Source organism: Geodermatophilus sp. YIM 151500 (assembly GCF_025716945.1).
Lineage (GTDB): Bacteria > Actinomycetota > Actinomycetes > Mycobacteriales > Geodermatophilaceae > YIM-151500.
The window spans coordinates 349725-364139 of sequence record NZ_JAOVZT010000003.1; the positions used below are offsets into that span (position 1 = coordinate 349725).

Annotated in this window: 11 protein-coding genes; 5 read left to right on the forward strand and 6 right to left on the reverse strand. The window is 75.9% G+C overall.

Features of this window, described 5'->3' with window-relative positions; all coding sequences use genetic code 11:
* Positions 1-2 precede the first annotated feature (2 nt).
* The gene (locus OF117_RS08035) at positions 3-947 is read left to right on the forward strand and encodes an NAD-dependent epimerase/dehydratase family protein (protein WP_263552298.1); all 945 of its coding nucleotides are present in this window, start codon (positions 3-5) and stop codon (positions 945-947) included.
* Between the two features lie 62 nt (positions 948-1009).
* Here OF117_RS08035 and OF117_RS08040 read toward each other — a convergent pair whose 3' ends face one another.
* Positions 1010-2281, reverse strand: a complete 1272-nt coding sequence (locus tag OF117_RS08040; RefSeq protein ID WP_263552299.1) for an RNA polymerase sigma factor — start codon at positions 2279-2281, stop codon at positions 1010-1012.
* A gap of 20 nt (positions 2282-2301) precedes the next feature.
* Positions 2302-2646 (reverse strand): YciI family protein, encoded by a 345-nt coding sequence (locus OF117_RS08045; protein WP_263552300.1) that lies wholly within the window; start codon positions 2644-2646, stop codon positions 2302-2304.
* A gap of 173 nt (positions 2647-2819) precedes the next feature.
* Between OF117_RS08045 and OF117_RS08050 the strand changes: the two genes are divergently transcribed.
* Positions 2820-4754, forward strand: a complete 1935-nt coding sequence (locus tag OF117_RS08050) for a helix-turn-helix domain-containing protein (RefSeq protein WP_263552301.1) — start codon at positions 2820-2822, stop codon at positions 4752-4754.
* Positions 4755-4757: 3 nt separating this feature from the next.
* Here the strand turns inward: OF117_RS08050 and OF117_RS08055 are convergent, their stop codons facing one another.
* A complete protein-coding gene (locus tag OF117_RS08055; protein WP_263552302.1) occupies positions 4758-5951 on the reverse strand; it encodes an acyl-CoA dehydrogenase family protein in 1194 nt (397 codons plus the stop codon).
* Between the two features lie 165 nt (positions 5952-6116).
* Between OF117_RS08055 and OF117_RS08060 the strand changes: the two genes are divergently transcribed.
* Complete coding sequence (locus tag OF117_RS08060; protein ID WP_263552303.1) at positions 6117-6506, forward strand: YdhR family protein; 390 nt, start codon at positions 6117-6119, stop codon at positions 6504-6506.
* A 242-nt stretch (positions 6507-6748) separates the two neighbouring features.
* Entirely contained in the window at positions 6749-9994 is a 3246-nt protein-coding gene (locus OF117_RS08065) for a bifunctional cytochrome P450/NADPH--P450 reductase (RefSeq protein ID WP_263552304.1), read from the forward strand.
* Between the two features lie 322 nt (positions 9995-10316).
* Here the strand turns inward: OF117_RS08065 and OF117_RS08070 are convergent, their stop codons facing one another.
* The 3 genes from OF117_RS08070 to OF117_RS08080 form a co-directional block, all read right to left on the reverse strand.
* A complete protein-coding gene (locus tag OF117_RS08070) occupies positions 10317-10952 on the reverse strand; it encodes a DNA-directed RNA polymerase subunit alpha C-terminal domain-containing protein (RefSeq protein WP_263552305.1) in 636 nt (211 codons plus the stop codon).
* Between the two features lie 108 nt (positions 10953-11060).
* A complete protein-coding gene (locus tag OF117_RS08075; protein ID WP_263552306.1) occupies positions 11061-11972 on the reverse strand; it encodes a hypothetical protein in 912 nt (303 codons plus the stop codon).
* Positions 11973-12267: 295 nt separating this feature from the next.
* Positions 12268-13044, reverse strand: a complete 777-nt coding sequence (locus tag OF117_RS08080) for an IclR family transcriptional regulator (protein WP_263552307.1) — start codon at positions 13042-13044, stop codon at positions 12268-12270.
* Positions 13045-13093: 49 nt separating this feature from the next.
* Here OF117_RS08080 and OF117_RS08085 point away from each other — a divergent pair, with 49 nt between their 5' ends.
* Positions 13094-14413 (forward strand): MFS transporter, encoded by a 1320-nt coding sequence (locus OF117_RS08085; protein WP_263552308.1) that lies wholly within the window; start codon positions 13094-13096, stop codon positions 14411-14413.
* Positions 14414-14415 lie beyond the last annotated feature (2 nt).

The window sequence follows — 14415 nt, forward strand, 5'->3', positions numbered from 1 at the left end:
GCGTGCTCGCCTTCGTGACCGGAGGAACCGGCGCGCTGGGCAGCCCGACCGTCGCGCTGCTGCGGACCCGGGGGCACGAGGTGCGGGCCCTGGCGACCGGACCGGCATCGGCGGAGAGGCTCCGCGCCGCGGGGGCAACTCCGGTGCAGGGCTCGCTGTTCGACCCGGACCTCGTCCGGTCCGCCCTCGCCGACGTCGACGTCGTCCTCCACCTGGCCACCCGGATCGCCCCGCTGTCGTCGGCGCGGCGCCGTTCGGCGTGGACGGACAACGACCGCCTCCGGGCCGAGGGCACCAGACTGCTCATCGACGCGGCGCTCGCCGCCGGGGCAGGGATCGGGGCGGTGGTCTACCCGAGCTTCGCCCCCGTTTACGCCGACGGCGGGGCGACCTGGCTGTCCTACGGCTCGCCGATCGCACCCACGGACATCCTCGAGTCCACGATCGTCGCCGAGGACCAGGTCGAGCGCTACGCGGCCACGGGCGGTCGCGGCGTGACCCTGCGGATGGCAGGCATCTACGGCCCGCACTCGGCGGCGACGCGCGACCTGCTCGCCCTGGCGCGCCGGGGCGTCTCTGGCTTCGTCGGCCCCGCCGATGCGTACCAGCCGCTGGTGTGGGACGAGGACGCCGCGGCCGCGGTGGTCGCCGCCGCCGAGTCCCCGGACCTGCACGGGACGTACGACGTGGCCGACGACGAACCGCTCACCCGGGCCCAGCTGGCGCGTGCCTTGGCGGACGCCGTGGGTCGGCGCGCGGTCCGCCGTCCGCCGACCGCGCTGGCGCGGCTGGTGCTGGGCCGCCGGCTGGACTTCTTCCTGCGCAGCCAGCGCGTCTCGAACCGGTCGTTCCGGGAGGCCACCGGCTGGGGGCCACGGGTGCCATCGGCCAGGGACGGGTTGCGACGGCTGACCCGCCGGGCCGACCCGTCGTCACCGCTGTGCTGAGCCGGCGGGCCGAGTCGGTGCGCCGAGTCGGTGCGCCGAGGGCCTACGGCCCGGACGCGGCGTCAGTCCGGCCGCCCGAGCTCGCGCAACCGCCCCGCGAGGAAGTCCCGCTCCACGGAGTTCTCGGTGAGCAGCAGTGCCTCTCGGTAGGCCAGCCGGGCCTCGTCCACCCGGCCCAACCGCCGGAGGAAGTCCGCCCGCGCCGCCGGCAGGTAACCGTAGCCGGCCAGCTGCGGTTCGGCGGCGAGCGCGTCGAGGGCGGCGAGCCCGGTGGCGGCTCCGTGCGCGAAGCCGGCCGCGACGGCGCGGTTGAGCGCCACGACCGGCGACGGCCACACGTCGACGAGGACGTCGTACAGCGCCACGATCTCGTGCCAGTCGGTGTCGTCCCACGTCGGGGACTCGGCGTGGACGGCGGCGATGGCGGCCTGCAACGCGTAGCGGTTCGGCGGACGGGCCCGCAGGGCCTCCCGGACCAGGGCCGCGCCTTCGGCGATGGCGCGGTGGTCCCACCGCGCCCGGTCCTGGTCCTCGAGCAGGAGGAGCCGGCCGTCGGCGTCCGTGCGGGTCGCGCGCCGGGCATCGGTGAGCAGCAGCAGTGCCAGCAGGCCGGCCACGGCGGGGTCCTGCGGCAGCAGGCCGCGCAGCATCCGGCACAGCTGCACCGACCGCTCGACCAGGTCGCGGCGCACCAGCTCCTCCCCCGCCGGCGTCGTGTGCCCGGTGGTGAACAGCAGGTGCACGACCGAGAGGACGGCGTCCACCCGCTCGGGCAGCTCCGCCGCGGACGGCACCCGGTACGGGATGCGGGCCACCGCGATCTTCTTCTTCGCCCGGGTGATGCGGGCGGCCATGGTGGGCTCGCTCACCAGGAAGGCACGGGCCACCTCGGCGGTGGACAGCCCGCACACCAGCCGCAACGTCAGCGCGACCTGGGCCGACCGGTCCAACGCGGGGTGGCAGCAGGTGACGACCAGCCGCAGCCGGTCGTCGGGCAGCTCCGCCCCGCCGGACCGGTCGTCGAGCAGGTCGCCTGGGCCGGGCACGGTCGCGTCCTCGACCAGCAGCGGCAGGTACTGGTGCTCGACGCCCCGGTGGCGCAGGACGTTGAGCGCCCGGCGCTTCGCCGTCGTGGTCAGCCAGGCCCCGGGCCGGGCCGGCACGCCGCGGGCGTGCCAGTCGGTGAGCGCCGCCGCGAACGCGTCCTGCACGCACTCCTCGGCGACGTCGAGGTCCCGCGTGACGCGCACCGTCGCGGCGAGCACGAATGCCCACTCGCGACGGTGCGCGTCAGCGACCGCGGCGGCGACGGCGGCCGTGTCGGCGGCGGTCATCGGCCTCGGCCCGGCGCCGCTCAGTCGAAGGTCATGACCGGGCGGACCTCGACCCCGCCGAACCGGGCAGGGCACAGCCGGCCGATCCGCAGTGCCGTGTCGAGGTCGGGAGCCTCGATGAGGTAGTAGCCGCCCAGCGCCTTCTTCGTCTCCACGAACGGACCGTCGGTCACCTCCGAGCCGCTGCGCACGCTCGTCGCCGTGCCCGTCGGCTCCAGCGCCTCGCCACCGAGCAGCTTCGCGCCGTGCTGAGGCACCTGGGCGGTGAAGTCGTCGTGCGCCTTCATGACCTCGCCGAGCACCTCGGGCGACGCGTTCGCGTACGCGGCCTCGTCCTCGTAGATCAGGATCACGTACTGGGCCATCTCGTCCTCCTGGTTCGAGGCCCGCCGATCGGGCCTCCACCTGTTCGACACGCGCACCCGGCCGGGATCGACAGGTCCACCCGGGAGGAGTGGCCCACGGCGACCGGTCCGGCAGGTTCCGCCGGGCGGGCGACGGCGTTCCCACCGGCGCATCCGCTCCCTAGCATGCGGGCATGGGCCAGCCCCGACCACGGGGTTCCGTATCCGACCGGCTCGCGGCCGCGGCGGCCGGCGCGCTGGTCGGCCGGGCGGAGGAGCGCGCGCGGCTCACCGCGCTGCTGGCACCGGACGGGCCTGCCGCCGTGTTCGTGCACGGCCCCGGCGGGATCGGCAAGACCAGCCTGGTCACCGGGACGCTGGCATCGCTCCCCCTCCGCACGACCTGGCTCGACGGGCGCCGCACCGAGCCGACCGTCCCCGGAGCGCTCGCCGCGCTGGGCGCCGCGCTCGGCGTGCCGGCCCCCCCGTCGGCCGCCGCGGCGGCCGACAGGATCGCCGACGCCCGGACCGACGTCCTGGTCGTCGACGCTTTCGAGCGGCTCAACCTGCTCGACGGCTGGATCCGGAACGAGCTGACCAGCGCGCTCCCCGCCTCCGTCACCACGCTGCTGGTCGGCCGGCGCGGACCGAACGTCGCCTGGCGCACCGCACCCGGCTGGCGCGCCCTGCTGGCCGAGCTGGTCGTCGGCCCGATGACCGCCGAGGACGTCGACGAGCTGCTCGCCGCCCTCGGCGTCGGGGGCCCCGACGCCGAGCGGATGGTGGCTTTCGCCCGGGGCCACCCGCTGGCCGCGGTGGTCGCCGCCGAGGCGCTGGCCCGCCGTCCCGGGCGGCCGCTCGGGTCCGGCGCGCCGGCCGACGTGGTCGAGGAGTTGTTCGCGGTGATGCTCGACGACCTCGCGCCACGGGAGCGGGCCACCGTGGAGGCCGCGTCGGTGCTCCGCCGGGTGACCCTGCCGCTGCTGACCGCCGTCGTCGACGAGCCGGACACCGAGCAGGCCTGGCGGACCCTGCGGGCGCTGCCCTTCACGACCACCACCTCGGCCGGGGTGGAGCTGTCCGGGGTGGCGGCGCCGGTCCTGCTCGAGGCCCTGGAGCTGCGCGACCCGTCCCGGGTGCGGGAGCTGCGCGCCCGCGCCGCGCGCGCCGTCCTCGGGCACGCTCCGCACGGCCCGGACTGGGAGACCACCGCCGACCTGCTGCACCTCGTGCAGAACCCGCTGATCCGCAACGCGTACGCGCCGCCGGGAAGGCTGCAGCACCCGGCCGAACGGGTCCGCGCCGAGGACCGCGACCGGATCCTCGCCATCACCCGGCGCTTCGCCGGACCGGGGTCCGCCCGGCTCGCCGAGCGCTGGTGGCGGGCCCGGCGGGACGCCTTCTCCGTGGTGCGCGGGGGCGACGGCGACGTCGTCGCGTTCTCGGCCACCACGGCGGTCGACGGCTGCGACGGGCTGGGCGAGGACCCCGTGGTCCGGGGCGTCGCGGCCCGGCTGCGCACCGATCCGCTACCGCCCGGCGCGCAGGCGCTGCTGTTCCGCTGGGCGCTGGGCTGCCGGTTCGGCGAGCGGACCACGCCGGAGGTGGCCACCCTGGTCGTCGACCTCAAGCGCACGTACCTGGAGCTGCGGGCGACGCTGCGCCGGGTGTACACCGCGGTCGCCGACTGGCGCGCAGCGGCTCCGGTGTTGCGGGTGATGGGCTTCGACGCGCTCGAGGAGGTCGTCGTCGGCGAGCGGCGGTACGTCCTGGTGTGCCTGGACTTCGGCCCGGGCGGCGTGGACGCGTGGATCGGTCGGCACGTCCTGTCCGAACAGGCGACCCCCTCCCCCGCCACGGGCGGCCGGGACGGCGGGACCGCCGGCACCCCGGTGCCCGGAGCCGCGGCACCGGGAGGCCGACGGCCCGCCCTGCTGACGCTGACCGCCCGGGAGCAGGAGGTGCTGGCGCTGCTCGCCGAGGGGATGACCAACGCCGAGCTGGCCGGGACCCTGTTCATCAGCGAGCGCACCGCCAACCGGCACGTCAGCAACATCTTCACGAAGCTCGGTGTGCACAACCGGACCCAGGCGGCCCGGGTCGCGGTGGCCGCGGGCCTGTCCGGCTGAGCCTCACCAGCGTGGTCCGGTCCGATCCACGCCGAGCAGCGCCTTGCCGACCGTCTCGTGGGTGAACGCGTCGGTGCCCGGGTGGAAGCGCGCGGCGCGCACGTCCCGCGACAGCCGCTCGAGCTCGGTCCCGCGGCGGTAGGCCGACCCGCCGACGACCTCGAAGGCCAGGTCCCCCACCCGGTTCGCGGCCATCGTGGCCTGCCACTTGGCGGCCAGCACCTTCGGTCCCCACATCGGCCCGTGGTCGACCCCGGCTCCCCAGTCCCGGGCGACGGCGTCGACGCAGGCGCGGGCAGCGTCGAGGGCCAGGTACATGTCCGCGACCTGGTGCTGCACCAGCGGGTGGTGCGCGAACGTGCTCCGCGGAACGGCGATGGACGTGCGCCGGTTCGCCTGCGCGACGGCGATCTCCAGCGCCCGCTCGGCGATGCCGACGTACACGTTGGCGATCAGGGTCAGCGCCCACACCTGCATGACCGCGACCGCCGGGTGGCTCGGCGGGCCGGCCGGGACGACGCACAGCACGTCGGCATCCGGCACGACCACCCCGTCGAGCACCGTGTCGTGGCTCTCGGTCGCCCGCATGCCCTGGGCGTCCCAGTTGCGGACCGTCGTGAGCCCGGGCGCGCCGCGGGGCACGAAACCGTGCACGACGACGGGCGCGGCCGGGTCGCCGGCGTCCATGGCGTGGAACCCGAGCCGGTCCCAGTGCTCACCGAGCGAGCCGAACATCTTCCGGCCGGTGATCCGCCACCCGCCGTCGACCCGCGTCGCCGACGTGGTGGACAGCGCGATCGGGACGTCGTTGCCGACCTCCGCGTGCCCCGACGCGAGGACGTCGCCGTCGGTGACGTAGCCGGTGACCAGGTCGGCTTCGGGCCGGCCCATCCGGCGGAGGTCGGCGGCCAGGCCGACCCAGTAGTGGTGCATGCAGGTCGACAGCGCCGTGGCCGGCGAGTAGCGCGCCATGCGGCGCTGCTCGGCGCCGAGCCCGGCCAGGTCGAGGCCGGAGCCGCCGAGGTCGTCCGGCAGCGCCGCCCGGAACCAGCCGGCGGCGCGGAGCTCGGCGAGGTCGTCGGCGGCGACGACGCCGGCGGCGTCGTGGTCGGCGGCGCGCTCCCGGAACCGGAGGAGCAACTCCTCGGGCAGGGAGCGGGTCCTGGGGAGGATCCTGGGGAGGGTCGAGGTGTCCATGGCGGCGACGCTAGGAACGGCCGGGGTGCCCGCTCCTCGGTCGAACGCTCCATCCCGCGCTCCATCCGGCGATGGAGCGTTCGGCCGATGAGCGGCGTCGAGCGGTGCTCCTAGCGTCGGCGGTTGCCAGCTCCGCACAGGCGATCCGCTCAGGGAGGAACCGCCATGCGCATCCGCATCGTCACCTTCGGCCTCGACGTCCCCGCCGAGGACTACCTCGACCTCGCCACGGGGGTGGCCCCGGCGTTCACCTCGTGGCCCGGCCTGCTCGCCAAGTGGTGGCTCGGGGACGCGGGCACCGGGACGTACGGGGGCGTGTACCTGTTCGCGTCGCGGGAGGACGCCGACCGGTCCCGGGACACCGACCTGTTCCGGGGCATGTGCGCCGACCCGGCGCTGCGGGAGGTCACCGTCCGGGAGTACGACGTGCTCGACGGGCCGACCGCGGTGACCGCCCCGGCACGGGCGGTCGGAGGGCTGCCCCAGGGGAGCGGCGCCGCCTCGGGGCGTGAGGGACGGGCAGACAGGGCGGGCAGGGACGCCGGGGTTCGTTGACCGGGTCCGGGCCCGGGTGTAGAACAACGGCCGCTCGCGCCGCCCGGGACCCCGTGGTCGTGCACCCGGCTCCCGGGCACGGGCCGCCGGGGACGTGCCGGCGAGGACCGGCACGACCACGGGGCACGGCCCTCGCGACGTCCCCCGGCGGTCGATCGATCCGTCCGACCATCCCGCTCGTGTTCCGGCCGCGTGCTGACGGGGGCGACGCGCGCCGGCCCGCCGGCCACCGGAGCCCCGCCATGACCGCCACCATCGGCCTCGACCAGATCCCCGGTCCCCGCGGCGTGCCGCTGCTGGGCAACATCCTGGACCTGGACCCCGCCGGCCCGATCCTGAGCCTGCTCCACCTGGCCGAGGAGCACGGGCCCATCTACAAGCTGGTGACGCCCGCCGGGGTCACCGTCGTGGTCTCCTCGCCGGACCTGGTCGCGGAGGTCTGCGACGACACCCGCTTCGACAAGCTCGTCGGCGCCGCGCTCCACCGGCTCCGCGAGGGCGCCATCGGCGCGGGCCTGTTCACCGCCGACACCGACGACCCGCTGTGGCGCCGCGCGCACGACATCCTCCTGGCCCCGTTCAGCCAGCAGGCGATGCGCGACTACCTGCCCCGGATGCTGGACGTCGCCGACCAGCTGATGGACAAGTGGAGCAGGCTCAACCCCGGCGAGGACGTCGACGTCCCGGCCGACATGACCCGGCTCACCCTCGACACGATCGCGCTGTGCGGCTTCGGCTACCGGTTCAACTCCTTCTACCGGGAGACCGACCACCCGTTCGTCCAGGCGATGTTCCGCACGCTCGGCGAGTCGCAGGCGCGGACCACCCAGCTGCCCCTCCAGACCCGGCTCCGGGTCCGCGCGCAGCGCCAGCTGGACGAGGACCAGGCCTTCATGGACGACCTGGTCGGCCGGCTGGTCGTCGAGCGCCGGGCACAGGGCGACGCGGCCGACAACTCCGACCTGCTCGGCCGGATGCTCACCGGGGTGGACTCGGCCGGTGAGCGGCTGCCGGACGCCAACATCCGGGCGCAGTGCGTCACCTTCCTCGTGGCCGGGCACGAGACGACCTCCGGCCTGTTGTCCTTCGCCACCTACTTCCTCGTGAAGAACCCCCGGTTCATGGAGCGGGCCCGGGCCGAGGTCGACGAGGTGCTGGGCAGCAGCGCGGCGCCGACGTACGAGCAGCTGCAGCGGCTGCGCTACGTGCGGCAGGTGCTCGACGAGTCGCTGCGGCTGTGGCCCACCGCACCGGGGTTCAACCGCGCCCCTCGCGCCGACACCGTCATCGGCGGCCGCTACGCCATCCCGAAGGGCACGGCCACGAGCGTGATGGCGGCGGCGCTGCACCGGGACACGTCCGTGTGGGGCGAGGACGCCCGGGACTTCGATCCCGACCACATGGCACCCGAGCGCCTCGCCGCCGTCCCGCCGCACGCCTACAAGCCGTTCGGGACCGGCCTGCGGGCCTGCATCGGCCGGCAGTTCGCGCTGCAGGAGGCCACGCTCGTCCTGGGCATGCTGCTCCAGCGCTTCGAGCTGGTCGACCACCTCGACTACCAGCTGCAGGTGAAGAGCACGCTCACCATCAAGCCCGCCGACTTCCGCCTGCAGGTGCGGCCGCGGACCGACGTGGTGATCGAGCCGACCGGCCCGGCCGCGGCACGCGCAGCGGCACGGACCGGTCCCGCGGCTCCGCTGCCCGAGCCGGCGATCCCGCAGGTCGCGCGGCACGGGACGCGGTTGTCGGTGCTGTTCGGCTCGAACCTGGGCACCGCGGAGGCCCTGGCCACCCGCCTCGCCCGGGAGGGCACCGACCGCGGCTTCGACGTCACGCTCGGGCCGCTGGACGACCACGTCGGCGACCTGCCGGCGGGCGGCGCGCTGCTCGTCGTCTGCGCCTCCTACAACGGGATCCCCCCGGACAACGCGACCGCGTTCTGCCGCTGGATCGCCGGCGCCGACGCCGATGCGGCCACCGGCGTGGCGTACTCGGTGTTCGGCTGCGGCAACACCGAGTGGCGGGCCACCTACCAGGCCGTGCCCACGCTGCTCGACACCGAGCTCGCGGCGCACGGAGGACGGCGCCTGCGCGACCGGGGCGAGGGGAACGCGGCCGCGGACTTCGACGCCGAGTACCGCTCCTGGCACGGCGGCCTGTGGACCGACGTCGCCACCGCCCTCGACCTGCCGCCGGAGGTGGCCGCTCCCGCGCCGGCCGGTCCTCGCCTGTCGATCACCCTGACCAACCGGCAGCTCACCAACCCGGTGATCATGTCCTACCGCGCCCGGCCCGCCCGGGTCCGGGCCAACCGGGAGCTGCTCGGGGTGAGCCCGTCGGCCGGGACGCCCGGACGGTCCACCCGGCACATCGAGATCACCCTGCCGCCGGAGACGCGCTACCGGGCCGGCGACCACCTCGGGGTGCTCCCCCGCAACCGCATCGACGTGCTGCGGCGGGTGCTGGTCCGGTTCGGGCTCGACCCGGGGCAGTACATCACCATCATCCCGACCACCCCCGACGGGCACACCCACCTGCCGATCGACGAGCCGACCCCGCTCGTCGGCGTCCTGGCCAGCTGCGTGGAGCTGCAGGACGTCGCCACCCGGGCCGACGTCGAGGTGCTCGCCGACCACACCGACGACCCGGGGCAGCAGGCCGAGCTCGGCTCGTGGACCGGTGAGGACGAGGACGCGCAGGCCCGGTACCGGGAGCGGGTGTTCGCCCCGAACCGGTCGGTGCTCGACCTGCTCGAGCAGTTCCCGGCGTGCCGGCTGCCCTTCGAGGTCTACCTCGACATGCTCCCGCCGCTGCGTCCGCGCTACTACTCCATCTCCTCGTCACCGCTGGTCAGCCCGGACGTCTGCAGCATCACGGCGGGCGTGCTGCGGGCACCGGCCCGGTCCGGCACGGGCACGTTCTCCGGCGTGGCCTCCACCCACCTGGAGGAGCTGCCGGAGAACGGCACCGCGTTCGTCTTCGTCCGCGAGCCGACCATCGCGTTCCGGCCGCCGGAGGACCCCACCGTGCCGATGCTCATGGTCGGGGCCGGAACGGGTCTGGCACCGTTCCGCGGGTTCCTGCAGGAGCGTGCCGCGTTGCGCGGGCAGGGGGTGCAGGTGGCCGCGTCGCTGCTGTTCTTCGGCTGCCGTGAGCCGCAGGCCGACCTGCTGTACGCCGAGGAGCTCCTCGGCTACCAGCGGGACGGCCTGGTGCGGGTCGAGAACGCGTTCTCCCGCGAGCCCGGCCGGCCCTGCCGGTACGTCCAGGACGCGATGCTGGACTGCGCCGACGAGGTCTGGTCGGTCCTGCAGCGCGACGCGGTCGTGCTGGTGTGCGGGAACGCATCGACGATCGCGCCGGGCGTGCGTAGCTCGCTCGTGCGGATCTTCCGAGATCGCACCGCGACGTCGGAGGCGGACGCCGCGGCGTGGTTGGCGGGGCTGCGCGCGGCCGACCGGTTCGTCGAGGACATCTGGGGAGGTTGACGCCCGCACCGTCCGCCGGAGCTGCGCCGTCCGCGGCGTCGGCCCCCGCTCGGCCGCCGTCCCAGGGCCCGCTGGGTCGACGGTGGAGAGCGGAGGACGTGTCACGGCCCCGGCGCGGGTTCGACGACCACGCCGGGGCCGGTCGCCCGGCGCTTCCCGCAACCGGGCGAGGGCAAACATCGAGCGGCGCACGCTGGCGGGCGGGGGCGCACCCGAGGAGCGCCCCAGGGCCCCGCCCGCGGCTCGCGGAACGGCTCCGCAACAGATGTCCAGGACGTCTCCCCTGGGGCGTGGGCCTCCGCCAGCGACCGGCGGCCGAGGCTCAGGCCGCGCCGTCGGTCCCGGCACCGTCGGCCGGGTCGCCGCGCCGCCGCACGCAACGCGCCGGCGCGCGGACCGACCACAGCGCCAGTCGCACGGGAGCGCCCAGCAGGGCGCGAGCGCCGCGGGCGCCCAGGTGCGCCAGATCCGACCACTCCGCGGGGCGAGGACCGCCGGCGGTGGGACCGGTGGTGCGGGGCCCGGCCGCCGAGGTGGCGGGCCCGGTCGCCGGAGCGGGCTCGGTCACCGGAGCGGCGGGACCGGTCGGCGGCCCGGGCACCAGCAGGTCGACGGCGCTGCGGCGCCGCGGACCCCGCAGCGACTCCACCGACGGGATCACCGGCGACTCGCGCGGCTCATCCGGTTCGTCGGCACCGGGGCCGGCCGGGCCGGTGCGCACCCGGGCGCCGGCTGCCCGCGGCGACCCGGCACGGGACGCGCCCGGCTCCGGCACGACGCGCCGGATCGCGGTGATCATGGCCGGACCCAGCCCGCCGATCGCCTCCAGGTCCTCGCGGGTGAGCGTCGCGAGGCCCGCGACGTCGGTGATCCCCGCGCGGGTCAGCGCGGTCACCGCCCGCCCGGGCAGCTGCAGGTCCCGGATGCTCCCGGCGGGCCCGGGTGACCTGGTCGGCATGGCCCCACCGTATCGGCGCGCGCGCTGGACGGATCGGGTGCCCACGGGTCCGGACGACGCGGCGCGGGATCGGACTCCTACGGCGACTCGTGCGGCCCGGCGCCGGGCTCAGCCCCGGTAGTTCACGTGGACGTGGTCCATGTGGTTGGCCGTCGCGCTGCCGCGGTCGCTCATCGGCTTCCAGGCGCCGCCCGGCGAGCTGAGCATCCGCTGCTGCCAGATGACGTACTCCACGCCGAGCTCGTCCCAGTGGGCGATGTGGTACTCGGCGATCGCGTCCCCCAGGGCGGGCGCGACCATGTAGTCCAGCGCCAGCCCGGACGGGTGGCCGCCGGGGTCGGCCGCGCTCGGGCGGGTGCCCCCGATGGTGATGCCGTCGGCGCCGGGCACGTTGCTGACCACCGCGTCGGCCGCGGCCTGCGCCGGGGCCTTGACCTTCCCCGCGCTGTTGGAGATGCGCGCGACCGCGGTGGCCGCCACCGAACCGGACGGCGCGGGTGCGGCGGCCTGCCGGGAGGCGGGCGCCCCGGCCGGGGCGTCGTCCGCGGCCTCCTCGGCGGCCCGGGCGGCGGCCTCCTCGGCCGCCGCCGCAGCCGCGGCCTCCTCGGCCGCGCGCGCCGCCTCGGCCTCGGCCGTCTGCCGGTCGAGCTCGGCCTGGTCGGCGGCGGCCTGCGCCTGCGCGGCCGCGGTCTGCTCGGCCTCCCGGGTGTCGCGGCTGGCCGCCAGGTCGTGCAGCGGCTCGACGATCTGCTGCGCGTCGGGCTCGACCGGCGCGGCGGGGGGCGCGCCCTCGCCCGTCAGCCCGAGCTGCCGGGCGACGCTGACCGACTGCGGCACCCCGGCCTCGGCCTGGGCCGCGGGGTCGCCACCGAGGAGCACGTTCGCGACGACCGCGCCGGCCGTGACCATCCCGAGGTACAGGCCGGGACGGCGGACGGCGGCGAGCGGACGGCGGCGGGGACGACCCGTCCGGCTGCGGCGGTCGGCGGCGCGACCGGACGAGGTGGTGCGGGGATCCATGGGGAGGGAGGGCTCCGAGCAGGACGGGCGCAGCCGGGCAGGGCAGGCTGCGACGGGAGTGCGGGCGACGAGGTCTGCGGCGGTCGGGACGGGCCGTGACCCGGAGGGTGACGCGGCGGCGTCCGCTCGGCCTCCCGAACGGGGGCCTGGCGACCGACCGGACCGGGCCACCGTACGCGCCGTTATGCAGTCGTGACAATCCGGAGGCGGAGTTTCGTCGGTGGCACGCGCCGCGGGGGCACCGCCCCGGGGCCGGGATGGTGCTCCGCCCCGGCCGGCCCGGGATCCCTCGCGCTCAGGCCGGCCGGTCGAGCGCGCGGGCGAACTCCTGCTCGATGTCCCGCGTGGTCAGCGCCAGCGCGGCGACGATCCGCGGGAGGTCCTCCTCGGAGAACCGGACGCTCGGCATCGACACCGAGACCGCCGCCTCGGCCCGCCTCCCGTCGAGCCGCACCGCCCGGCCGATCGCGGTGAGCCCGTCCTCGGTACGGCCGGCGTTGATGGCGAAGCCCCGTTCCCGGACCGTGCGCAGCTCCCTCCGCAGAGCCGCCAGGTCGGGGCGCTGACCGGGGCGGTCGGTCCACTTCTCCTCGGCGTAGAAGGTCTCGACCTGGGTGTCGGGCAGGTCGGCGAGCATCGTCTTGCCGCCGGACACCAGGTGCGCCGGGAAGACCATCCCCTCGCGGTCGCTGACCCGCAGCGCCCGGTTGCACTCCACCGACGCGATGAAACGCACGTGGTCGCCCGCGAGGATCTGCAGGTTCACCGTCTCGTCGACCCGCTCGACGAGCGCGTGCAGGTGGGGCATCGCGACGGTGCGCAGCAGCGCCGTCCGCGACTGGGACGAGGCGCCGAGGGAGAGCACGGGGCCGGCGGCGTACCGCCGGTCGCCGTCCCGGACGGCGAAGTCGCGGTAGACCAGCATCGCCAGCAGCCGGTGCGCCGTCGACCGGGCCACGCCGAGCCGGGTGGCCGCCTCGCTGACGCTGAGCGACCCCTCGACCTGGAGCGCGGTGGCCAGCTGCAGCGCGTGGTCGACGCTGGAAATCGCGTACGGCGGTGGGTTCTTCACAGCAGAATCTTATGGACCGATCTGCAGAACACAACCCACGCTGTGACGCATGACGTCCACCGCCCCCCGCGCCCGGCCCGTCGGCACCCGCGGGGCCTGGCTGGTGCCGGCGCTGTGCTGGCTGATCGTCGTCTTCGACGGCTACGACCTGATCGTCTACGGGACGACGATCCCGCTGCTGCAGGAGGAGCCCGGCTGGGACCTCAGCGCCTCCGCTGCGGGCTTCGTCGGCAGCCTCGCCTTCGCCGGGATGCTGCTGGGCGCCCTCGGGGCCGGGCACCTGGCCGACCGGCTGGGCCGGCGCCGCACGATCCTCTGGTCGACGCTCTGGTTCTCGCTGTTCACGGGCCTGTGCGCGTTCGCACCCGGGCCGGAGGTCTTCGGGCTGTTCCGCCTGCTCGCCGGGCTGGGCCTGGGCGGGCTGGTGCCGTCGGCCAACGCGTTGACCGCGGAGTTCGTCCGCGTCCGCACCCGGTCCGCGGTCGCCACGTTCATGATGTCCGGGGTGCCGATCGGCGGCTCGGCCGCCGCTCTGCTCGGCCTGTGGCTGCTGCCCGCCTTCGGCTGGCGCGCCATGTACGCCGTGGCCTTCCTGGCCGTGGTCGTGCTGCTGCCGGTGTGCGTGGCGGTGCTGCCGGAGTCACCGGTGTGGCTGCGCTCCCGGGGCCGCGCGGCGGAGGCCCGGCGGATCGAGGTCGCCTACGGGCTCGACCCGGCCGGGGACGGGCACGACGCGGACTCCGCGGCCGGGCTGCGCGCCCTGTTCGCCCCGCGGTGGGCCCTCGCGACCGCGCTGTTCGCGCTGGCCACGGTGTTCACCCTCTTCGCCTGGTACGGCCTGGGCACCTGGCTGCCCAAGCTGATGGCCTCCGACGCCCGCTTCGACATGGGCGCCCCGCTGTCGTTCCTGCTCGCCCTCAACCTGGGCGCCGTCCTCGGCTCGTTCGTCACCGCCTGGGCGGGCGTGCGCTACGGCCCCCTGCGCAGCGCGGTCGGAGCGGCCGCCGCCGCCGCGGCCGGCCTGGCCTTCCTGCTCACCTACCCGTCGAGCACCCTGCCGATCTACGCGGCGCTCGTCCTCGCCGGCGTCGGCACCCACGGCGCGCAGTGCCTGGTCATCGCCGCCGTCGCGAGCCACTACCCGCCCCGGCTGCGCGGCACCGCCCTGGGCTTCGCGCTCGGCACCGGCCGGATCGGCGCCGTGCTGGCCCCCCAGGTCGGCGGCTGGCTGCTGGACGCCCGGCTCGGGGTCGGCAGCAACTTCCTCGCCTTCTCGCTGGCCGCCGCGACGGCCGCCGTCCTGCTGTTCGCCACCACGACCACCACCCGGCCGGTCCCCCGCGACCGGGTCGAGGTCCTCGCCCACTGACC

Excerpts from the sequence above, each read along its gene's own strand:
- OF117_RS08040 (WP_263552299.1), bottom strand. The coding sequence starts at position 2,281 with ATGACCGCCGCCGACACGGCCGCCGTCGCCGCCGCGGTCGCTGACGCG.
- OF117_RS08045 (WP_263552300.1), bottom strand. The coding sequence starts at position 2,646 with ATGGCCCAGTACGTGATCCTGATCTACGAGGACGAGGCCGCGTACGCG.
- OF117_RS08050 (WP_263552301.1), top strand. The coding sequence starts at position 2,820 with ATGGGCCAGCCCCGACCACGGGGTTCCGTATCCGACCGGCTCGCGGCC.
- OF117_RS08055 (WP_263552302.1), bottom strand. The coding sequence starts at position 5,951 with ATGGACACCTCGACCCTCCCCAGGATCCTCCCCAGGACCCGCTCCCTG.
- OF117_RS08060 (WP_263552303.1), top strand. The coding sequence starts at position 6,117 with ATGCGCATCCGCATCGTCACCTTCGGCCTCGACGTCCCCGCCGAGGAC.
- OF117_RS08065 (WP_263552304.1), top strand. The coding sequence starts at position 6,749 with ATGACCGCCACCATCGGCCTCGACCAGATCCCCGGTCCCCGCGGCGTG.
- OF117_RS08070 (WP_263552305.1), bottom strand. The coding sequence starts at position 10,952 with ATGCCGACCAGGTCACCCGGGCCCGCCGGGAGCATCCGGGACCTGCAG.
- OF117_RS08075 (WP_263552306.1), bottom strand. The coding sequence starts at position 11,972 with ATGGATCCCCGCACCACCTCGTCCGGTCGCGCCGCCGACCGCCGCAGC.
- OF117_RS08085 (WP_263552308.1), top strand. The coding sequence starts at position 13,094 with ATGACGTCCACCGCCCCCCGCGCCCGGCCCGTCGGCACCCGCGGGGCC.